Raw genomic sequence first — 21,696 nt, 5'->3', positions numbered from 1 at the left:
AGAAATGCATTGCTTATCATTTGCTGACTTTTTTTGAATAACAACCTCTATCATTTTATCATAGATTTATCTATTTTTTGAACTTCGAGTTTCTCATTATTTTTTTCTTTACTTGCTCTTGTTGTTTTTTCATTTTTTTCTTGTAGCCAGGTTTCACATTTTTAGGCTTTCGGATATGTTTCCAAGCTTCTTTTTCCGTATCAGATTCAGTACTTTTTCGTTTTTTTCTTTCGTTCCAAGCTTTTGTTTTAACCCAATTGTCCTGATTAATATCGTATGAATCAAAGGTTAAACCTTTCTTTTCTAAACGCTCAATCAACTTTATATCTTCATCGGTATACAAATTAACCGCGGTTCCTTCCATACCTGCTCGTGCGGTGCGACCAACGCGATGGATATAAAATTCCTCTTCCTTAGGAAGCTGAGCGTTAATGACGTGACTCACCCCTTTTATGTCGATTCCTCTTGCAGCAAGGTCTGTTGCAACAATATATTGGTACTTAAGCTGCTGTATGTCTTTTAACGCTCTTTTTCGCTCTCTTGGCGTTAGACCTCCATGCATGAGTCCAACTTCTAACCCCTTCTCCGTTAACTCTATGGCCAATTCATTTGCTTTGTCTTTTCCATTGGTAAAGATAATCGCTAGGTATGGCTGAATTGTCTTAGATATTCGATAAACCATTTCACTTATCGACCGATGACGTAAAGGAATTAAACGATGCTCCATAGTTTCGGGTGATAGATCTTGCTCACCAGCCACCAAGTAACTGGGCTTTTCTAAATACTTATTTAAAAACGGTTGCAGTCTTTCAGGAATGGTTGCAGAGAAAACAAGAATTTGGACATTAGAATTCGTTCTAACTAATAATTGATCAACCTCTTGAATGAAGCCTAAATCTAACATGAGGTCGGCCTCGTCTATGATCAACGATTGAATGGTGTGTATGTTCAGTGCCTCTTCCTTGACAAGGTCTAAAATTCTGCTTGGTGTACCTACCACAATATGTGGCGGTTCCTTCAGTTTTTCGATCGATCTTTTCTTATCCGTTCCCCCGATTAGTAATTTTGCGTTCCACTCTTTCGTCTTTTCGGCAAGTTCGATTATGTTTCGAACTTCATCATAAATTTGGGTTGCTAATTCTCTCGTAGGTGCAGTAACAACAAATTGAACACCATTCGGCTTTTCTTTTTCTAGCTCACTAAAAAGAGGTAGTAAATAAGCGTGTGTTTTTCCTGAACCTGTATGAGATTTTCCGATAATACTTTCCCCGCGAAGAACTGCAGGGATAACCTTTTGTTGGATGTCTGTCGGTTTATGAAAGCCTAACTTTTCAATTACCCCATTTATCATTGGATGGAGTGCATACTGATAAAATAAATGCTTTGTCATTGTTAATACTCCTTTTAATTCCTATGTTGACATTCTGTACTTATTATAGAGGAGAAAAAGAGATATATCCAATTTTGCTCAACTTTTGTTTTAACCCCTTCTTCTACTGTACATACCTCGTTCAAATCTGAAATTCAATAGTTCGCTCTTTGTCATATGATCGGTTTACCTTTATAATAGAAATATCGCCTTCTACGGCGTGTTGATTTTAGAGGTTGTTCAAAAATTTCTTCAATCAGAAAAAGGCAAACTAGTTATAGAGGGGGAACTAAAAATGGAAATTGTAAAGATAGCTCCACGGGGTTACTGTTATGGCGTAGTAGATGCGATGGTAATTGCACAAAACGCAGTAAAAGATCCTAATCTACCCCGTCCTATTTATATACTCGGAATGATCGTCCACAACTCTCATGTTACAGAAGCCTTTCAAAGTGAAGGCGTCATCACATTAGACGGGAAAAATAGACTTGAGCTACTAGAAGACGTGAAGGAAGGTACAGTCGTATTTACAGCACACGGTGTATCACCTGAGGTAAAAGATCGGGCACGTCAAAAAGGATTAACGGTACTAGACGCAACCTGTCCAGATGTAACAAGGACACATGATCTCATTAGAGAAAAAGTGAAAGAAGGCTACAAGGTAGTATACATTGGTAAAAAAGGCCATCCCGAGCCTGAAGGTGCAGTTGGAGTTGCTCCAGATCATGTCTACTTAGTTCAAACCGAAGAAGATGTCGATCATTTAGCAATTGATCATGATAAAATCGTCGTTACCAACCAAACAACAATGAGTCAGTGGGATGTATATGACGTCATGCAAAAAGTCCAGGCAAAATACCCACAAACAGAAATGATCCAAGAAATTTGTATGGCTACACAGGTACGTCAAGAAGCAGTTGCAGAGCAAGCAAAGGATGCCGATTTAACCATCGTAGTTGGAGATCCTAGAAGCAACAACTCTAATCGACTTGCCCAAGTTTCTCAAGATATTGCTGGGACAAAGGCTTACCGAGTGGCTGATGTTACCGAAATCAAACTAGAATGGTTACATGGTGTGAAAAAGGTAGCAGTTACAGCAGGAGCATCCACTCCCACCCCTATTACAAAAGAGGTTATTAAATATCTAGAAAAATTTGATGAAGAAATCGAAGAAACATGGGATCGATCATCAAATGTCACCCAGAATAAGGTATTACCAAAAGTGAAGATTAAAAAGTAAAGAAAACTCGGATAGGACATAAAGCTCAGGCAATTGCTCACTTTCACTCGTCAAATCAGCTTCATTATAATTCTTAACAAAACAAAGCCAGATCATAATGTCTCTCATATGATCTGGCTTTGTTTTTACACATACAAGAATGGCTCGGTATGCACAGTGGATATTTGAATCTCTACTTCATTTGAGCCTATCTTTTTCACTAAAAATTCTTTTACTACTTGCTTCATTAGTTTTTCAACATGGTGTCCTGGATCAATTAAATTCAAACCTGACTCCCAAGCATCCTGTGCTTCATGGAACGTTATGTCTCCTGTAATGTAAACATCTGCCCCTTTGTTTTTCGCTTCGGCAATAAAATCTTCTCCGCTCCCGCCTAAGATGGCAACGCGTTGAATCGGGGAGTTCAGATCTCCTGTAGCCCTGACCATTGGCACATTAAATTTCTCCTTGACACTATCACATAGTTCTTTCAAACTTACTTGTTGGTCTAAGTTTCCTATTCTTCCGACACCATATGCTTTTCCTTTTAAGAGTAAGGGAAAGACATCATATGCAACCTCTTCATACGGGTGTGCCTGCTTTACTACATCCAGTACACGATTCAAATGTTGTTTTGGAACGATTGTCTCGAGTTTATACTCATCTACTTTTTCAATTTCTCCTTTTGTACCGATATAAGGAGATGTTCCTTCTAACGGTTTAAATGTCCCTTGACCGCTTGTTTGAAATGTGCAATGACTGTAGTTTCCAATATGACCCGCTCCTGCATTCCCAATTGCCTCTCTAACGAATTCAATATGAGAATTAGGAACAAATACCGCCAGCTTTACGAGAGATTCGTTACCTGATTCAATTAGTACTTCCAGATCGCGTAACTGTAAAGCATCAGCCAGGATATCGCTAACCCCTCCCCAGGCCATATCTAAGTTCGTATGTGCTGCATAAACCGTAATATCATGAGAAAGAAGCTTCTGCAGTTTTTGGCCGAATGGCGATGTGGTGTCCATTTGTTTTGGTGGTTTAAACAAAATCGGGTGATGTGCGATGATTAAATCCACCTTATCTTCTATCGCTTCGTCAACAACTGCATCTAACACATCTAATGTTATCATTACTTTTTTGATTGGTTTATCTAAAGTTCCTACTTGTAAGCCGACATTGTCCCAGTCATATGCAAGTGACTGTGGTGCCCATTCCTCGATCATTTGCACGATTTCTCTTCCTGTAAATGTACGGTTCAGGGTCATTTTGTTAAAACCTCCTCGATCATTTGCAACTCGTGTTTGAACTTGGCTACTTTTTGGTTATCCACTACCTTTGCCTTATTCATCTGTGTTAAAGCGTGTTGTCTTTTCTCTCTTTCTACCTCCCACTTTTTCTTGAAAGTTGCTGAATTCTCTTGTATTAAGTAAGGCCCCATCAGCAGTTGTTTCTTCACCTGTTCATTTTGGTAGACCGTTTTTCCGTCTCCTTTTTTTCCGATTAACACCTCATAAATATGCCCGTCTTCTTCTATTATTTGTTCATCCGTAAGCAAGTACCCGTTGTGCAAAAACCATATTCGAATCGATCGTGCGTCTACGTTAGGCTGGGTAATAATCGTATCTACACGATTGAGCTTCTGTTTACCCTTTTCAAGAATAGAAGTGATAAGCGTTCCACCCATTCCAGCAATCACCAGTTGCTGTACTTCATTTGGGTAAATGACGTCCAAACCATCCCCTTTTCGAACAGATACCTGACACTCCAATTGTAATGCTTTTACCTGTTTCTTAGCACTTTCATATGGACCCTCATTTATTTCACCAGCAATAGCTCTTGCAGTTTTGTCATTTTTGCAAATAAAACAAGGTAAATAAGCATGGTCAGAGCCTATATCTGCGAAAACAGCCTGTTTTGGCAAAAACGATGCTACAACACGCAGCCTTTTTGATAATAATTCACTATTCATATTAGAAATTTCCTCCATATTACGGCTAGTTGTCCACTTTTTTACCAGTGAAATTAACAACTATTACATGGCGTTTTTAAGTATGGGATAAAAAGAAAAGCTTTCTGCGCATTCCAGAAAGCTTTTCAAAAAAACAATGTGCTATTACTTCTTCTCGGCTAGCCATTTAGCAATTGCCTCAGCTTGTGCATCATTCTTTACTACCGCTGGCATTGCTGTACCTTCAATACCGTTCATTACAATTTTTTTAATTTCGTCTTTACTATATTTGTTGCCAATTTTTCGGAGATCAGGTCCAATGCCACCAGATAGATCTGAGCCATGACAACTAACACAACTATTTTGAACATACTCTTCTGGGTCTACAACATCTCCGCCACCTTCTTCTCCACCGCCTTCTTCCTGCGTTTCTCCGCCATTCTCCTGTGCTTGTTCAATTTTATCCTGTTGATTCGCCCCGATAAATGATAAAACGATCATTACGAGTATTCCCAAGACAGCAATCATTGCATAAGGGACAACTGGGTTTTTGCGCATGTTTATTTCCTCCTTATGTAATCCCTTTTTCTCATTAACAAACGAAACTATATTTATTTTACTTTAAAAACAAATAAGTGAAAAGGGAAAAGCTATGAAAATGAGTAATCAATGCTACAATTGTTAAAATGATTGTAACAAAAATGTAAACTGCAATACAATTCATTATTCCAGAAGATACTTATTTGCCAACAAAATTTGCAATACCTGTTGGATTTCAGTAAAATATAAGTAAGTTAGCAGTCATTGTACAAAAATCATAAAGCACAATGACTGATTGTCACCATTATTCTAGAAAATCCTTTAACCTTTTGCTACGGCTAGGATGACGCAATTTTCTTAATGCTTTTGCCTCAATTTGACGAATTCGTTCACGCGTTACTCCGAACACCTTACCAACCTCTTCTAGTGTGCGGGTACGACCATCATCTAAACCAAACCGGAGCCTTAATACATTTTCTTCTCGATCTGTTAATGTATCCAGTACATCTTCTAACTGTTCTTTAAGTAGCTCATATGCCGCATGATCAGAAGGCGATGTTGCTTCTTGATCCTCGATGAAATCACCTAAATGGGAGTCATCTTCTTCACCTATTGGTGTTTCAAGGGAGACAGGTTCCTGAGCAATTTTCAGAATTTCTCTCACCTTATCTGGTGTGAGCTCCATTTCTTTTGCGATTTCTTCAGGAATAGGTTCGCGACCTAAGTCTTGTAGTAGTTGTCTTTGAACTCGAATTAACTTGTTAATTGTTTCGACCATATGAACGGGAATCCGAATCGTCCGAGCCTGATCTGCAATCGCTCTAGTAATTGCTTGACGAATCCACCATGTAGCATACGTACTGAATTTGTACCCTTTTCGATAATCAAATTTTTCAACAGCTTTTATGAGGCCCATGTTTCCTTCTTGAATTAAATCAAGAAACAACATTCCACGGCCTACATATCTCTTCGCAATACTAACTACCAATCGCAGGTTTGCTTCTGCTAAACGTCTTTTTGCTTCTTCTTCTCCATTTTCAATCCGTTTTGCTAATTCGATCTCTTCTGCCGCTGATAATAAATCAACCCGTCCAATTTCTTTCAGGTACATACGTACGGGGTCATTTATTTTAATTCCAAGAGGTACACTTAAATCGTTTAAATCAAATGCCTCCTCTTTTGAGAGCTGTTGCATACTAGGATCCTCGTCGGAATCCCCGATTACTTCTACACCTTGCTCATTAAGGTACTCATAGAACTCGTCCATTTGATCTGATTCTATTTCAAAATTTGAAAGGCGTTCTGCCACTTCTTCGTATGCAAGAATCCCACGTTTTTTACCTAGTTCAAGTATTTGTTCTTTTGCTTGATCTACAGTAAGCTCCGTTTCTTTTTCTTTTGAACGCGATGGCTTATTGTTTGCCACGAGTCCCCCTCCTTCCAGACTTACTTTCTATATCAATGATTTGAATCGTTAAGTTGCTTACGTATTTCGAGAATCTTCATTGCAATCTCTGCAGCTTTTACTGGCTCCTTTTGTTTTTCTGCCATTCTTTGCTCTTTCATTAAAGAAGTGATCGTAGGCTTGTCATTTTTTTCTCTCAAAATGATACGAATGTAATCAAAAATCTCCCTTTCACTTACCTCTTCATCGGTAGGAAGCATGGCAAGTTGAACGACCAAACTTCGAATGGAAGCATCAGGCAAACGTTCAACAAAAGAACTGACATCTGCTGGATACCCCTCTTCATAAAATGCATATAAATAAGTAACGATGATTTTATGATCTTCAATATTAAAGGAACCACCTAGATTTTCTTGTACTTTTTCCGCAATCGTCGGATCTCGAAGCATGTATGCAATTAATTGTCTCTCAGCATTTTGATACGCTGGCAATAACTTGTTGTTTTGAAATAAACCTTTTTTATTAGTATGGCTTATTCGTGCAGCCTTATCCTGACTCAAACCAGTCATTGCTCTGCGTGAACGTATTTCCTGGGACAAAGTCTGTACAGATAATTCAAATTCATTTGCCAACTCTTTAAGAAAATGTTCTCTCTCAACCGGACGATCGAGTAATGCGATTTCATCAAGTACATTTTCAACATATTGTATGCGATCTCCTTCAAGATTTAGATTATAATCTTTCTTTAGGTACCGCATGATAAATGCCATATATGTATCACTAACCGCAATAACGTCTTTTGTGAACTTTTCCGGTCCATATTTCTTTATATAATCATCAGGGTCCATCCCGTCTTCCATTTTTGCTACGGATACATTACAACCTGTCTTTCGTAAGAGTTTTGCAGCTTTATATGATGCTAATATACCCGCCTGGTCGGAATCATAACAAATCACGACAGATTCTACATAACGCCGTAAAAGTTTTGCCTGTGTTTCTGTGATGGACGTCCCTAATGTAGCAACACTATTTTTAATACCTGCTTGGTATGCAGAAATAACATCCATGTACCCCTCAAATAAAACAACTTTTCCCTCTTTTCGGATATGGCTTCTTGCAAGGTCAAAGTTGTATAATAGTCTTCCTTTTTGAAATAACTCTGTTTCAGGGCTATTCAAATACTTTGGAGATTGGTCAGAAATCGTTCTTCCACCATATGCGATCGGTTTTCCAAGATGATTTTTAATTGGGTATATAATCCTTCCTTGAAAACGATCTACCACTTCATTATCGCTTGTAGTAGTTAATACACCTGCTTTTACCATTGATTGAGGGTGGAAGCCCTTTTTTTCTAAAAATTGCATAATAAACGTCTTAGATTTTGGTGAAAAGCCAAGCTGAAACGTGTCTATTGTTTCATCTGAAAACCCTCGTTCCTTTAAATAGTGATAGCCTTCCTTGCCATCCTTTGAATGACGGAGGAGGTGGTGATATAATTTGGTTAACCATTCAAATGCCTGTAAAACATCTTGGCTTTCTTTGCTAGGCTTTGACTGATTTCCTTCAGCTAAAAAGGAATCTGACAAATGATACCCGCTTTTTCCAGCCAAATACTTAATAGCTTGAACAAATGAAAATCCTTCTATTTCCATAATGAAGGTAATAGCATTACCACCTTTGCCGCACCCAAAGCAATGGAATATTTGCTTATCTGGTGTAACGGAAAATGAAGGTGTTTTTTCACCGTGAAAAGGGCATAGACCAAAAAAATTACGACCTTGTCTTTTTAATTGAACATAATCACCAACAATGTCGACGATGTCATTTGATTTTCTAATTTCTTCAACAGTTTCATCTGGTAATTGTCCAGCCATAATATCACCATATTTATCATTTATTCTAGATCGAAAACAGAAAACCCTTTAAATTTCGACATCATTTTTTAATATATGCTCGTTAAGTGAAAACATGAACATCAAACCTTATTCCACTCATTCTTTTCATTCCTCTTGTTTGAGTCAAATAAACACATTCAGGCAAAAACATTGGAAGAACATTGCAACAAACTTCACAAAGCCCCTTAGTAAAATATGCCCATGTCTAAACATCCTAAACCTTTATTTTTCAATTAAGACGTAACTTGTAATACCCTAATATAAAACACTCTTTTACAGTATAATAAATCACCTATGCTTTATTATTCTACATTCAAATGCAGAATCCTGCACTTTCTTTAATGTTTTATTTTTCAGAATATGATATTATTCATTTTTTTGTTACCTAAAAACATTTTTACACAAAAAATAATTATAATACAGTAAAATTAAAAAAGCCATCACTTTTTCATGTTTTCTGGGATATTTTGCTCATTTTTTGCTATTTTGATCAAAAAGCGACAAATTATGAGGCCCCTGTACCTTCGTTCACAAGGGCCTCATAACGTTAAATTCGATTAATCTCTATTCTTTAAAATGTTTAAAATAACATTTGCGGTCTCTTCAACAGCCTTGTTTGATACGTCGACCACTTGACAACCAATTTGATCCACTACATTTTCAAAGTGGGTCAATTCATGCAAAATTCGATTCATATTTGCGTAGCTCGCTTGTTCTCCCAACCCCAATGCTTTTAGCCGTTCTTTTCGAATATCATTTAATTTTTGGGCGCTTATTTTTAAACCGATACATTTGGAAGGATCAACCTTATACAATTCTTCGGGCGGGTCAACTTCAGGTACAATAGGGACATTCGCTACCTTTAATCTCTTTAAAGCGAGATGTTGGGATAATGGCGTTTTCGATGTCCGTGAAACACCGATTAACACAAGGTCAGCTTTTGTAATGCCCCTAGGATCTCTTCCGTCATCATAACGCACCGCAAATTCAATTGCTTCCACCCGCTTAAAATAATCTTCATCCAGCTTATGAACTAAACCAGGCTCTAATTTTGGTGGTTGTTTAAACACTCTTTCCATTGCATCCATCATTGGTCCCATAATATCGATACATTCTACTTTGTGCTGTTTTGCTTCCTTCATTAAATAAGAGCGGAATGTCGGATCAACCAATGTGAAGCCTATGATCGCTCCATTACCCTTCGCTTGGGAAACGGTATCCTTTAGAATGTATAAATCTTCCACATATGGAATGCGGTGCACCTCATAGCTATCTTGGTTATTAAACTGGCTTAATGCCGCTTTTACTACTAACTCCGCCGTTTCCCCCACTGAATCTGAAACAACATAAACTGGTTTTTCCATTCTCTCTGGCCTCCTTTACAAATGCTCATCTCTACCTAATGCGACTAAAGCTTTCGTTATGTTCGTTTTCGTGATTCTACCAATCACTTCATACCCGTCATTTACATCCTGTACAACTGGTAAAGCATCAATTTGTTTGTCAATTAATTTTTGTGCAGCATCAATTAACAGGTCACCTTTTTTACAGATTGTAATATTTGGCATTCTTGTCATAATAATATGAACTGGCACAGAAGTTAAATCTTGCTTTCCCATGCTTGCACGTAACAGATCTTTTCTTGATAGGACGCCCGCTAGCATTGCGTGTTTATTCACAACAAACAAAGTGCCGACATCATCTAAAAACATAGAACAAATCGCATCATAAACAGAAATATTTTCCTCAACTACTATAGGAATCGAATTATAATCGCTTACCTTCAATTTTTTTAGTTTCTCGGTTAGCAATTCAGACCCTGTTTTGCCAGTATAAAAATAACCAACTCGTGGACGCGCATCAAGAAAGCCTGCCATGGTGAGAATTGCTAGGTCAGGTCGCAATGTTGCTCTAGTTAAATTCAAACTATCCGCAATATTCTCCCCAGTAATCGGACCATTTTCTTTTACGATTTCAACAATTTTTTCCTGCCTGTTTGATAATTCCACCCGTTCACCACCCTCATCCTATAAGACGTGCGTATCATTAAAGTGTTACAGACTATCTATCAAAATTGTTGCTTCCATTCAATTTTTGTCAAATCAGCAAATTGGTAGATGCGTTTTGCAATACAGGATAATAACGATAACCGATTTTCTTTTACTTTGTGATCGTCAGCCATTACCATCGTATGATCAAAGAATTGATGAATCGGCTCTTCCATCATTGCAAGAGCTTCAAGTGCACGAGTGGCATGAAAAGAAGAAAGTGCTGCTTCATACGGTTCTAAGAGGTTCGTAAAGCTCTGAAACAGATTCTTCTCGAATGTGTTTTCAAATAGCTCTGGGTCTACTTCACGATCTAGGACTTCACTAGTAATATTTAATACACGCACAAGTGCCTCCTGTGTTGACTTAAACGTTTTATCTTGTCTTTTATCCATTAACACGTATGCCTTTTCCAGTGCAAAAGCAAAATGACCTATTCCATTATAAAGAACTGCTTTTGCGACATCAGGGTCAATTCCATCCTCCCTCATGATGTAAACTGCCCGCATGTAGAAAAACTCGTAGCTATCTTTTCGTATCTCTTGTTTTTCACGATTTGCAATACCTAATTGTTGATAGATGGACAACGATGCCTCGACAAGCGCTTCTACGCTAATGTTCCATTTCTGTTGTTTCAAAATTTGAAGGATGCCAATTGCCTGTCTTCTTAAACCATGTGGATCTTGGGAGCCTGTTGGAACAATTCCAATCGACAAACACCCAATAATCGTATCTAATTTATCAGCAATACTAACGATTGCTCCTTCCGTAGTCTCTGGAAGGGAATCGTGTGCATTTCTCGGCATATAATGCTCATTAATCGCTTTTGCCGTTGTTACATTTTCCCCAAAAAGTAATGCGTATTTTTCACCCATGATTCCTTGTAAGTCGGTGAATTCATTTACCATATTTGTAACTAAATCAAATTTACTTATGGCGGCTGCGCGACGTGCGTTCTCTTTGGTCTCTTCTTTTACGTTTAGGTGTTGAGCCAATTGTTCTGTTAATCTAACTACACGTTTCATCTTATCATGAACTGTTCCTAATTCTTCCTGAAAAACGACTCGATTTAATTTTTCCATATTTTTTTCAATCGATTGCTTTTGGTCTTCTTGGTAAAAAAACTGAGCATCTGAAAGCCTTGCTCGCAACACTTTTTCATTTCCTTTGGCCACGACATCAAGGTGCTCTTTATTACCGTTTCGAATACCAACAAAATATGGGAGCAACTCACCCTTTTTAGATCGAACAGGGAAATAACGTTGATGCTCTTTCATGGAAGTAACTAAGGCTTCCTCAGGTACAGACAAAAATTCTTCACTAAATCCTCCAGAAAACACAGTAGGGTATTCGACTAAATTTGTAACTTCATTTAATAGATTTTGATCAATCGGAATTGTCCAACCTTTGTTGTGTTCGAGTTCTTTTATTCCATCCACAATCATATGTTCACGCTCGGAGGAATCAACAACTACAAATTGTTGAAGTAACGCATCTTTATATGCAAGTGGATTCTTTAGGGAAATACGTTTTCCTAAAAAACGGTGTCCATACGTTTGGTCGGATGCTACAATGCCTGCGATCTCCAACGGGATAACCTCGTTCCCATATAAGGCAGTGACCCAACGAATCGGTCGGATATACCGGACATTTAAATCTCCCCAGCGCATATTTTTGGGGAATTGAAGCCCTAATACAATTTCTTTCCAACCAGAAAGTAATTCAGCTGTCTTCTTTCCTGCTATGTACTTGTTTACAAATAGATACTCTAAACCTTTTATTTCTTTTAAATAAAGATCATCTACACTTTTTCCTTGACCTTTCGTAAAACCAATAGCTGCTTTTGTCCAATTCCCGTCATCATCTACGGCTATTTTTTTTGATGGTCCTTTTACTTCTTCTTCGATATCAGGTTGTTTTTCTGCCACATCTTTGACGAGAACAGCTAACCTTCTTGGGGTTCCGTAGCTCTCGATGTCCTCGAAAGGAATGCGGAGACTATTTAACCAATCGATCGTTCTTTCTTTAAGCTGCTGCTTAGCATCATCAATAAAACGTGATGGCATTTCTTCTAGACCAATTTCAAGTAGAGCATGGTTCGTTGTCATGATTCGGATACCTCCTGCTTTAACATTGGAAACCCTAATCTTTCTCTTTCTTCGACATACCGTTTTGCTATTTCTCTAGCCAAGGTTCGAACACGCGCAATGTAACCCGTTCGTTCGGTAACAGAAATAACTCCTTTGGCATCAAGCAAATTAAACGTGTGTGAACACTTCAAAACATAATCATATGCTGGAAAAACAAGCCCTTTTTCCATCGTTTTCTGTGCTTCCTTTTCATACTTAGAAAATAAATCAAATAACATCGCTTCATTCGATTCTTCAAATGTATAGGTTGAATGTTCGTATTCTGGCTGATAAAAAATATCTCCAACTGTGACATCAGTTGTCCATTCTAAATCAAACACGTTCTCCTTGTCTTGAATATAAGAAGCTAGTCGTTCAATACCATATGTTAACTCAACTGCAACTGGTTTTGCTTCTAGTCCACCAATTTGTTGGAAGTACGTAAATTGGGTGATTTCCATTCCATCTAACCAAACTTCCCAGCCAAGACCCGCAGCTCCTAATGTCGGATTCTCCCAATTATCTTCAACAAAGCGAATATCATGCTTTAATGGATCAATTCCAAGTGCAGCTAATGAGTCTAAATAAAGATCTTGTATGTTATGTGGTGAAGGCTTCATGATTACTTGAAATTGATGATGTTGATATAGACGATTCGGATTTTGTCCATAACGCCCATCAGCTGGTCTTCTTGAAGGCTCAACATATGCGACATTCCATGGTTCTGGCCCTAAACTACGTAAAAGTGTCATCGGTGACATCGTACCCGCACCCTTTTCAACATCATATGCTTGCATTAAAATGCAATTTTGGTCTGACCAGTGTTTTTGTAAGGTTAAAATCATTTCTTGTATATTCACCTATATACCTCCAAATTTGTGTCATTTAGTCCGCAAAAAAATCTCGTCCCTATGTCAGATATCTGACATAGGGACGAGATTACCCGCGGTTCCACCCTACTTGCGAATCGTTGCCGATTACGCCTCTTTATTTCTTCGCTCAGAAGTGCCTTCCTTAACCCACCTATACCCAGCTTCCACCACCCTGGATTCGCTTTTATAGGGAGTAAGTTAAGTACTACTCTCCGTCACCGCTCATGTTAAATTTGTATTAAATATTACTGAAAAAGATTCCATTTGTCAACACATACTTATTGAAGCATATCTAGCTGCTTTAGGAATTTTTTAGAGCGAAGATAGGAACCACCATACTTATCGTAATAGTCATCCATTATTTTTTGGAGCTTGAGCTTATTTTCTTTCTTAACTGTTATCTCCCCAATTTGCTCCATATCTACTTTTGCAAATATTCGAAGCAGTTTTACAAGATGGTTTTGCAAGGGGGCTGCGTATTGATCAACGTGCAAACAGCGTGAACATAAGAACCCTCCTTCTGAAATAGAAAAAGAAAAGGGTGCTGACGTAGTTCCGCAGCTAGCACAAGCATGAAGAATAGGGGCAATTCCTGCTTTTTTGAACATTTTAAGTTCATAGATAATCGTCAAGATTTCGGGATCTTTGCCCTTGGCGATCCAGTCATAAGTATAGACGAGTTGTTGGAAATAATAAGGATCTCTTTCATGTTGATCGGTTAGCTTATCTGTCATTTCAGCAAGATAGGAGGCAAATGCCGTTTTTACAATGTCCTCCCTAATCGCTCTAAATGAATTGACCAAATCTCCTTGTTGGATCGTACCAAGGCCAGAACCAACCTGTACAAGAAATTCACCATGAATGAATGGCTGCGTTATCGCAGCCATTCTACTTTTAGGTTTCTTTGCACCACGTGCAATGGCACCAAGTTTACCTCTTTCTTTTGTTAATAACGTGACAATTTTGTGTGTTTCCCCATAATCCTGTGTTCGTAAAACAATTGCTTCCATTTTTTCAAACACGGTGTTCACCCATCCCTATATCAAATCAACATGTATCTTAAAACACTACTACATAAAGATTACATTTTAGTGTCTAATTCCGCTTTTTCTCCCTCCACCTCTGGAGCTACATCCTCTTCATAGACAGTTTCAAGCTCTTTCATGAGTAAATAGGTTTCTATGTTTCCTGTTTGACTAAAGACTTTCCAAGATAAGTCGATCACAAGAAACCCCACCTTTCTATATATCAGTTTAAAATAATTGTGCTTATCTATAGAATTTCCTGAATGTATTGAACCATGAGTTTTAATATTTACCATGTTTAATACTACCAGTGATCAGTAGTCATCATTTTTAAAACCATACTCGTTGAGATGTGTTTGTCTATTTCTCCAATCCTTCTGGACCTTCACCCAAAGCTCTAAATAAATTTTTGTTCCTAAAAGCGCTTCAATATCGGCTCTTGCTTTTTGGCCGATTTCTTTTAACATAGAACCTTGCTTACCAATGATAATTCCTTTTTGAGATTTTCGTTCGACAATGATCGAAGCCTGGATAAAAACGGCACCCGACCCCTCTCTTTGTTCCATGTTTTCCATAACAACTGCAATGGAATGAGGGATTTCTTCTCTTGTAAGATGTAATACCTTTTCTCGGATTAGTTCTGTAATGATAAATCGTTCTGGATGATCTGTAACTTGATCATCTGGATAATATTTAGGTCCCACATCTAAATTTTCTTTGATTACTTCAAGTAGATGATCTACATTATTTCCTTCTAATGCAGATATTGGGATAATTTCTTTAAATGGATATTTGTCCTTATACGTTTCGATTAAAGGTAATAGATCATTTGGATGTACTTGATCTATTTTATTAATAATTAGAAATACGGGTTTTTTAATGTTTTGAAGACGTTCCATAATAAATTGATCTCCTCTTCCATACCCTTCAGCTGCATTAATCATGAAAAGAATTGCATCAACCTCGTTTAATGTATTTTCTGCAACCTTCACCATAAAATCTCCTAACTTGTGCTTAGGTTTATGGATTCCAGGAGTATCAATAAAGATTATTTGTGCATCATCCTGTGTTAGAACACCTTGTATCTTATTTCTTGTTGTTTGTGGCTTATCACTCATAATAGCGATTTTTTGGCCGATTACGCGATTCATAAATGTGGATTTTCCTACGTTTGGTCGACCGATTATGGAAATAAAGCCTGATTTAAATGTGTGATCCATGTTGTATCCTCCATCTAGTGTTCATTTGATCTATATTGTCCTTATTTTACTATAAAAAAGAGCATTGTTCATGTATTCGACAAAACATCCGTAAAAAAAACAAAAAGTGGATGCATATTTTGAACGTACAATAATATAGACATGGAAGATGGTAGGATGAAGAAGAGAAGAAGGAATGTTAAAGGGGTTTACGCGGGGAAATGTAGTATAAAATAGAAAAATACAAATTTCAATTAAACGTACTGGTGTTCATCACTATTAAAACAAATAGATCAACTTAGGTAAAAAAATAATCATTCCAACAACAATGGAAGTTAGGGCGGATACGAACACAGCCGCTGCAGCAATATCCTTAACCAACCCTACCATTGGATCAATTCCAGGGGAAAGATAATCCAAGATTCTTTCAATGGCAGTGTTTAACAACTCCATAGCAAAAACAAAGCCAATCGTCAACACAAGTATGGACCATTCAATCGTACTGACTTTTAGAAAAACACCAAAACTAATGGCGATTACTCCGATTACGGTATGAATCTTTATGTTGCGCTCATGTTTTAACGAATACTTCCATCCATTCCAAGCAAAGGAGAGGCCAACGAAACGCTTTTTTTTAATTTCTTTCGAGTCCAAAGGCATATAAAATTTCCTCTTGTTTTGCAAACATTTTTTTTTCATCCTCAACCTTCATATGATCGTATCCAAGTAGATGTAAAAATCCGTGCAAAGCCAAAAAACCAAGTTCACGTTCAAGTGAATGACCATATTCCGTCGCCTGTTCCTCTGCTTTGTCAATCGATATGACGATATCACCTAATAAAACGGGGAGATTTGCTCCTTTAATCTCCATTTCCCCATCTCCTTCTTCTTCCATGGCAAAAGAAATAACATCTGTCACACTGTCCTTTTGTCGGTAATTTCGGTTAATAATCTGAATTTCTCGATTATCGACGAAATTGACAGAAAGTTCTGCCTCTGGTGATACATGCTCATGCTTTCCGGCATAAGTCAATAAGCGCTGAATTAAGTCTACCTTTGATTCATCCACCGAATTCGTTTCATCATGAAAGTCGATATGCATTAGTTAGCCTCCCTAATATTTTTCTTTGACGGGTACTGGATTCTTGTATGGAAAATTCCATTCAGCGTTTCGCAAATTGCTTTATGAATCAGTTCTATTTCTTTTAATGTTAACGGACTTTCGTTTAATTGACCATCCATAAGACGATCATTCATAATATTTGTCACAATTTCTTCTATTTTATTCTTTGTTGGTTCTTTCAAGGAACGTACCGCAGCTTCAACGGAATCACAAATACAGACAATCGCCGCTTCCTTCGTTTGAGGTTTTGGTCCAGGATAACGGTATAATGCTTCGTTTATTTGTTTATTATGCTCTTTTTCCTTGTAATAAAAATATTTCAGTAAGGTTGTCCCATGATGCTGTTCGGCAATATCTATTATTTCTTTCGGAATGTGATGTTTTTTTAACAAATTTGCACCATCATACGGATGATTTATAATAATTTCGGCACTCTGGATCGGTTCAATAAAATCATGTGGATTTTTTATTGCCATTTGGTTTTCAATAAAATAGTGCGGTCGTACTGTTTTTCCTAAATCATGATAATATGAGGCTACTCTAGCTAATAGCCCATTTGCTCCAATTGCCTCACAAGAAGCTTCACTTAAGTTTGCAACCATGACACTGTGATGATAGGTACCAGGCGCTTCAATTAAAATTTTTCGTAGTAACGGATGGTTAGGACTGGATAAGGTTAGTAATTTACTATCTGACAAAATTCCTAGTGTAGCTTCAAAAAAAGGTAAAAGACCAATGGCTAAGACAGCTGACAAAAATGCAGCCAACACACCATAGCTGGTTTGGATAAGAATATCCGTTAAGCTGTATTTTTCAAAAGATAAAAACTGGAATAGGAGTACGACCAAGATGTTCACAGCGGTTATACCAATACCAGCTTTTAGAATAGCTGAGCGATCCTTTACATTAATCAAAAATATAATTCCCGCGAGCTGTGAAAGAAAGAAGTAGATGCCAGCTTCCATATTTAATGACCCAGGAATGGCAGAGTTAAAGATTAAGCTTCCTAAAATAGCGTAAACACCAGAAAGAGTGATAGCAGTTCGCTCATTTAAAAGTATTTTAAACAACATCCCACCAGTAGCAACGGGGACAAAGATAAAATATTGACTTGTTGGCGTAGAAAAATAACTAACTACTTTCATAAAACTGACAAGTAATAAACCAACCAATACGATGGAAGCAACCTTTCCTCTATCAAGTTGACCCTTTAAATGAAGGCAATACATTTCATAGCCGATAATCCCAATTAATAAGACAACCAAAATAAACAATCCAATGACAGGGTACATGTTTCGATCATTATTTAATAATCCTACAAGTGCCAGGTCTTCGTAAATCTCATTCGTAATGGTTTGTCCTTCCCTAACAATTACTTCCCCTGCACGGATCATGACAGGTTCAACATTGCTTAGCGCCTGCCTTCTTGCTTCTACTGTTTTCTCAACATCAAAAGTTGCATTTTCAACAACTGCAAAATTACTTACATTTATCAATACATTTTTTAATTTGTTATTTAGGCTTGAGTAGCGTAATTGCTGGGCTAAATCTTCTTTGGTACTTTCTACATCTTCTGTTCGAACGCCTGCATTAAATGCTTCATAAAGAGAAGTGGTTAATAGCTCTTTTCCTAGCGAACGTTCATTAGAAGAAGCCTCAACCAATCGCAACAACGATGTTTGATCTAAATTTTTTGTTATTTCTGCGTTCAAGATTTGCTGAAGATTTTGTACTTTTTCTGTTGAAGTGGGTGGTTCACTGTCCTCTTCCTTACCTTCATCTTGACTTTCTTGCTCCTCTAGTTTTGTTATCGCGGCGAATAATTCCTCAACATAACCGACACGTTCTTGCGTTACCTCACTTGAGATCGAAAATCTATCTTCTACAGCCTCAACCGCTTCACGTGATTTTCTTTCCGTTTCGTCTTTGTTTTCAATAGTTAAAGGTGAACGAATCGTTTGGTTGGCTTCACTAAAACGCTCAATATCATACGTTTCTGTATAGACATTTGATATGGCAATCACAAAGAAGAATAACCCCATGATTAACAAAGGCATCCATATATTTAGCCATTTCATCTGTTTTAATCTAAAAGACCTTAACCATTTCCACCTATTCTTCATCACGATTCACCTCCACTATCTAAAACACGCCTGAAACTGCACTACTAGGATAATACAGAAATAAGACCCATACGCGTGTGGAGGGTCTTAATCATGTGCTCTTCCATCTGCAAGTTAGGATGCATTCATAAGCAATCTATTCTGCTTTGTCTTGCTCATAAGCATGAATAATCTTTTGCACAAGTGGGTGTCGTACAACATCCGACTGTTGTAAATATTCAAACGATATTCCATTAATGTTGGCTAAACGTCCTTGAACAGATTTTAAGCCAGAGTTAACACCCTTAGGTAAATCGATTTGTGTTATGTCACCAGTAATGACCATTTTGGATCCGAATCCGAGCCGGGTTAAAAACATTTTCATTTGTTCAGGTGTCGTGTTCTGAGCCTCGTCTAGAATAACAAAGGCGTCATCTAATGTTCGACCACGCATATAAGCTAATGGGGCAATCTCTATTGTTCCTCTTTCTATCAATCGGACTGTGTGCTCATTACCTAGCACATCATGTAATGCATCATACAAGGGTCTTAAGTATGGATCTACCTTTTCCTTTAAATCACCTGGTAAAAATCCAAGGCTCTCCCCAGCCTCTACAGCAGGACGCGTTAGAATAATTTTTTTAACAGTACCCTGTTTCATTGCATGAACTGCCATTACAACAGCTAAATATGTTTTTCCTGTACCAGCTGGGCCTATACCAAATACGAGATCGTGAGCCTTAATAGCTGCAATGTAATTCTTTTGACCAAGTGTCTTAACTCTAATTGACTTACCCTTTGCGTTTTTCGTTATTTCATCTTCAAATAGTGTTTCAAACTGGTTAATGTTCCCCTTTTTTGCTAGTTCAACTGCATAAACGACATCTCGCTCTGAAATTGTTATCCCCTTTTTAATAATGCTTAAAAGAGCCATCAAAACTTCTTCTGCTAAAGCAACATTCTCCTTGTTACCAGAGAGGTTCATTTGTCCTCCTCTGGAAACGATCGATACATTTACAAGTTCTTCAATTTGCTTTAAATGTTTGTCTTCCGTTCCAAATAACGCCAATGCATCGTTTGTATTATCTAAGTTTAAATCAGTTATTTTTAAATCTTCTGGCATAATCAATCTCCTTGAGATATAGGTTGGTTTTTGGCAATATCTTCTCGAACATTGAAGTATAGGATTAACTTAACTTTACCATTCTCTGTACTTTCGTGCAAAACTTTTTTGAATGATACGACAGCATTTTTTCCAAGTTCCGTCTGGAGATCTTGACTCGCTTGTTTAATGCCGACCTTCCTTGCCTCTTGTTCTGATCGTTGTTCCTTTTTATTAATCTTTTCATATATGGTTGTCTCTACGAAAGCAACAGGTAGCTCCCATTTAAGAAATTGAAACGGTTTTTCATTCGTTTCTGTTTTTACGTTTGCAAAGTCAGGAGAGAAAAATCCCCAAATTGGAATCGTAAACCCTGCTATGTTTAACGAATAGGATTTTTCTTTATTTCCAGTCAATACCTCATATGTGGTCGACTTAGCTACATTCATCTTTACCTTGTACCAAGTTTCTGCGATAACCTCACCTTTAGCACCAACCAATTCCCGATCTTGTGCTTTTCCTTCTTCATCCTCCTCTTCTTTCCCAATATTAGCAGAAACTAATAGATCTCCTTTTTCTACAACATCATTCACTTCAACCATAGGCTTTCCTTTTGATACAAACATATCCACTATCGTACCCTTTTTTGCGGCAATTAGGTTGTTCGGTCCATTCTTCTCTTCTTCCTCAACAACTGTTTTTTCGACTCCTTCGAGATAATAGGTTGTCCCTTTTTCTGTCACACCTACCCACAGCAATTCTGGAATATCTTTAAGCAATTTTTGTTGTATCTTTCCAGGTTTTCCTACTGTGAATTTCATTGATCCTGGCTGAATACCATAATCATTTAACTTTTCCACAATTTCATTTTCGATTTCGGGGTTTACTCCTTTCACTTCGATATCCCATACAATATTAGAAAGTACCATTACAAATAAAAAGCTGAGGAGTAAACCTGTAATAAAAGGTTTTCTCCTAAGAAATTTATTTGTTAAGAAAGGAAACCCGTGTTTGTTCACAAATGTAATTTTATAACGTGTTTTCCTTCTCATTACTCTAATATGCTCAATATCTTGTATCCGAATGTTACACTTAACCGTTTCCCTGTCCATTTTTTTGATATTCCATGCGGGTATCTTTTCCTTCATACAGAAATTCAAAAAAAATTCAGGATGGTGGCCTTTCACTTGGATCGTTACATATCCCGTAAAAAAAACGCCCTGTGTTTGCTTCATAGCTTCCCCCTCGAACCTTCCTCATTCGTTGATAAATAGTAATTGCGTTACTTTCCCTTCTAATAAAATCTCTTCTGGGAGCATCATCTTTAATACAAAGTTCTCCCCAACAATTTTTAAGTACCCTTGCTTCATTTTCAAACGAAGTTCTTGATCTGAAAAAAGAACAATCCCTCGGTGGTTTTCAATATATACGTGTAATTGCCCGATTGTTGTAATTCTTGGTAGTTCGAGGACCACATCAGAAGGTAACTCTAAGTGTTCCGTAAGCCAGTTGCCGATGTGCTGTTGCCATTTACTCATATCTACGATGCCTCCCCTCACACACATATGTATGAAATAACTGAAAATATCAGAACTTCAAATTGTCCGTAGGCTGCCTTCTTTCTCTCTAAAAAAAGATAAAAAAAGCTTGATCTTTAGTATAAAGATCAAGCTTTTTTAAGTGCGTGTTCAAAAAGTCGATAAATCAGAAACAAACA

General features: G+C 37.5%; 20 protein-coding genes. 1 reads left to right on the top strand and 19 read right to left on the bottom strand.

The window, feature by feature from the left end; genetic code table 11:
• Positions 1-70: 70 nt before the first annotated feature.
• Positions 71-1,390: a DEAD/DEAH box helicase gene (locus tag NC797_RS10565; RefSeq protein WP_272436757.1), complete on the bottom strand. Its 1,320-nt coding sequence runs from the start codon at positions 1,388-1,390 to the stop codon at positions 71-73.
• Positions 1,391-1,664: 274 nt separating this feature from the next.
• Here NC797_RS10565 and NC797_RS10560 point away from each other — a divergent pair, with 274 nt between their 5' ends.
• A complete protein-coding gene (locus tag NC797_RS10560) occupies positions 1,665-2,609 on the top strand; it encodes a 4-hydroxy-3-methylbut-2-enyl diphosphate reductase (RefSeq protein WP_272436756.1) in 945 nt (314 codons plus the stop codon).
• A 125-nt stretch (positions 2,610-2,734) separates the two neighbouring features.
• Here NC797_RS10560 and NC797_RS10555 read toward each other — a convergent pair whose 3' ends face one another.
• The 18 genes from NC797_RS10555 to yqfC form a co-directional block, all read right to left on the bottom strand.
• Entirely contained in the window at positions 2,735-3,856 is a 1,122-nt protein-coding gene (locus NC797_RS10555; RefSeq protein ID WP_272436755.1) for a Nif3-like dinuclear metal center hexameric protein, read from the bottom strand.
• A complete protein-coding gene (locus NC797_RS10550) occupies positions 3,853-4,560 on the bottom strand; it encodes a tRNA (adenine(22)-N(1))-methyltransferase (RefSeq protein ID WP_272436754.1) in 708 nt (235 codons plus the stop codon). Before NC797_RS10550 ends, NC797_RS10555 begins: the two co-directional genes overlap by 4 nt.
• Positions 4,561-4,704: 144 nt before the next feature.
• Complete coding sequence (cccA, locus tag NC797_RS10545; RefSeq protein WP_272436753.1) at positions 4,705-5,097, bottom strand: cytochrome c550; 393 nt, start codon at positions 5,095-5,097, stop codon at positions 4,705-4,707.
• A gap of 286 nt (positions 5,098-5,383) precedes the next feature.
• On the bottom strand, positions 5,384-6,505 hold the full coding sequence (gene rpoD, locus NC797_RS10540) for an RNA polymerase sigma factor RpoD (protein ID WP_272436752.1): 1,122 nt from the start codon (positions 6,503-6,505) through the stop codon (positions 5,384-5,386).
• A 32-nt stretch (positions 6,506-6,537) separates the two neighbouring features.
• Positions 6,538-8,358, bottom strand: a complete 1,821-nt coding sequence (dnaG, locus tag NC797_RS10535) for a DNA primase (protein WP_272436751.1) — start codon at positions 8,356-8,358, stop codon at positions 6,538-6,540.
• Positions 8,359-8,936: 578 nt separating this feature from the next.
• Positions 8,937-9,743 (bottom strand): pyruvate, water dikinase regulatory protein, encoded by an 807-nt coding sequence (locus NC797_RS10530; RefSeq protein ID WP_272436750.1) that lies wholly within the window; start codon positions 9,741-9,743, stop codon positions 8,937-8,939.
• 15 nt (positions 9,744-9,758) lie between these two features.
• Positions 9,759-10,388, bottom strand: a complete 630-nt coding sequence (locus NC797_RS10525) for a helix-turn-helix transcriptional regulator (protein WP_272436749.1) — start codon at positions 10,386-10,388, stop codon at positions 9,759-9,761.
• A gap of 59 nt (positions 10,389-10,447) precedes the next feature.
• Entirely contained in the window at positions 10,448-12,535 is a 2,088-nt protein-coding gene (glyS, locus tag NC797_RS10520) for a glycine--tRNA ligase subunit beta (protein WP_272436748.1), read from the bottom strand.
• Positions 12,532-13,416: a glycine--tRNA ligase subunit alpha gene (gene glyQ, locus NC797_RS10515; protein WP_272436747.1), complete on the bottom strand. Its 885-nt coding sequence runs from the start codon at positions 13,414-13,416 to the stop codon at positions 12,532-12,534. Before glyQ ends, glyS begins: the two co-directional genes overlap by 4 nt.
• Before the next feature lie 290 nt (positions 13,417-13,706).
• Positions 13,707-14,450, bottom strand: a complete 744-nt coding sequence (gene recO, locus NC797_RS10510) for a DNA repair protein RecO (RefSeq protein ID WP_272436746.1) — start codon at positions 14,448-14,450, stop codon at positions 13,707-13,709.
• A gap of 59 nt (positions 14,451-14,509) precedes the next feature.
• The gene (locus NC797_RS10505) at positions 14,510-14,653 is read right to left on the bottom strand and encodes a YqzL family protein (protein ID WP_272436745.1); all 144 of its coding nucleotides are present in this window, start codon (positions 14,651-14,653) and stop codon (positions 14,510-14,512) included.
• 114 nt (positions 14,654-14,767) lie between these two features.
• Complete coding sequence (gene era / locus NC797_RS10500; RefSeq protein ID WP_272436744.1) at positions 14,768-15,673, bottom strand: GTPase Era; 906 nt, start codon at positions 15,671-15,673, stop codon at positions 14,768-14,770.
• A 258-nt stretch (positions 15,674-15,931) separates the two neighbouring features.
• Entirely contained in the window at positions 15,932-16,312 is a 381-nt protein-coding gene (locus tag NC797_RS10495) for a diacylglycerol kinase family protein (RefSeq protein WP_272436743.1), read from the bottom strand.
• Complete coding sequence (gene ybeY, locus NC797_RS10490; RefSeq protein ID WP_272436742.1) at positions 16,287-16,754, bottom strand: rRNA maturation RNase YbeY; 468 nt, start codon at positions 16,752-16,754, stop codon at positions 16,287-16,289. The genes NC797_RS10495 and ybeY overlap by 26 nt, the downstream gene beginning before the upstream one ends.
• Positions 16,754-18,898: an HD family phosphohydrolase gene (locus NC797_RS10485; RefSeq protein WP_272436741.1), complete on the bottom strand. Its 2,145-nt coding sequence runs from the start codon at positions 18,896-18,898 to the stop codon at positions 16,754-16,756. Before NC797_RS10485 ends, ybeY begins: the two co-directional genes overlap by 1 nt.
• A gap of 136 nt (positions 18,899-19,034) precedes the next feature.
• On the bottom strand, positions 19,035-20,000 hold the full coding sequence (locus tag NC797_RS10480; RefSeq protein WP_272436740.1) for a PhoH family protein: 966 nt from the start codon (positions 19,998-20,000) through the stop codon (positions 19,035-19,037).
• A 2-nt stretch (positions 20,001-20,002) separates the two neighbouring features.
• Positions 20,003-21,214 carry a sporulation protein YqfD gene (gene yqfD, locus NC797_RS10475; protein WP_272436739.1) on the bottom strand — a complete coding sequence of 404 codons (1,212 nt, stop codon included), beginning with the start codon at positions 21,212-21,214 and terminating at the stop codon, positions 20,003-20,005.
• Between the two features lie 21 nt (positions 21,215-21,235).
• On the bottom strand, positions 21,236-21,517 hold the full coding sequence (yqfC, locus tag NC797_RS10470) for a sporulation protein YqfC (protein WP_272436738.1): 282 nt from the start codon (positions 21,515-21,517) through the stop codon (positions 21,236-21,238).
• Between the last annotated feature and the right edge of the window lie 179 nt (positions 21,518-21,696).

It is taken from the genome of Terrihalobacillus insolitus (assembly GCF_028416575.1).
GTDB lineage: Bacteria > Bacillota > Bacilli > Bacillales > Amphibacillaceae > Terrihalobacillus > Terrihalobacillus insolitus.
Note: the sequence above shows the minus strand (reverse complement) of the source record. Positions and strands in the feature narration are given on the sequence as shown.

Excerpts from the sequence above, each read along its gene's own strand:
- NC797_RS10565 (WP_272436757.1), bottom strand. The coding sequence starts at position 1,390 with ATGACAAAGCATTTATTTTATCAGTATGCACTCCATCCAATGATAAAT.
- NC797_RS10560 (WP_272436756.1), top strand. The coding sequence starts at position 1,665 with ATGGAAATTGTAAAGATAGCTCCACGGGGTTACTGTTATGGCGTAGTA.
- NC797_RS10555 (WP_272436755.1), bottom strand. The coding sequence starts at position 3,856 with ATGACCCTGAACCGTACATTTACAGGAAGAGAAATCGTGCAAATGATC.
- NC797_RS10550 (WP_272436754.1), bottom strand. The coding sequence starts at position 4,560 with ATGAATAGTGAATTATTATCAAAAAGGCTGCGTGTTGTAGCATCGTTT.
- cccA (WP_272436753.1), bottom strand. The coding sequence starts at position 5,097 with ATGCGCAAAAACCCAGTTGTCCCTTATGCAATGATTGCTGTCTTGGGA.
- dnaG (WP_272436751.1), bottom strand. The coding sequence starts at position 8,358 with ATGGCTGGACAATTACCAGATGAAACTGTTGAAGAAATTAGAAAATCA.
- NC797_RS10530 (WP_272436750.1), bottom strand. The coding sequence starts at position 9,743 with ATGGAAAAACCAGTTTATGTTGTTTCAGATTCAGTGGGGGAAACGGCG.
- glyS (WP_272436748.1), bottom strand. The coding sequence starts at position 12,535 with ATGACAACGAACCATGCTCTACTTGAAATTGGTCTAGAAGAAATGCCA.
- era (WP_272436744.1), bottom strand. The coding sequence starts at position 15,673 with ATGGATCACACATTTAAATCAGGCTTTATTTCCATAATCGGTCGACCA.
- NC797_RS10495 (WP_272436743.1), bottom strand. The coding sequence starts at position 16,312 with ATGCCTTTGGACTCGAAAGAAATTAAAAAAAAGCGTTTCGTTGGCCTC.
- ybeY (WP_272436742.1), bottom strand. The coding sequence starts at position 16,754 with ATGCATATCGACTTTCATGATGAAACGAATTCGGTGGATGAATCAAAG.
- NC797_RS10485 (WP_272436741.1), bottom strand. The coding sequence starts at position 18,898 with ATGAAGAATAGGTGGAAATGGTTAAGGTCTTTTAGATTAAAACAGATG.
- NC797_RS10480 (WP_272436740.1), bottom strand. The coding sequence starts at position 20,000 with ATGCCAGAAGATTTAAAAATAACTGATTTAAACTTAGATAATACAAAC.
- yqfD (WP_272436739.1), bottom strand. The coding sequence starts at position 21,214 with ATGAAGCAAACACAGGGCGTTTTTTTTACGGGATATGTAACGATCCAA.
- yqfC (WP_272436738.1), bottom strand. The coding sequence starts at position 21,517 with ATGAGTAAATGGCAACAGCACATCGGCAACTGGCTTACGGAACACTTA.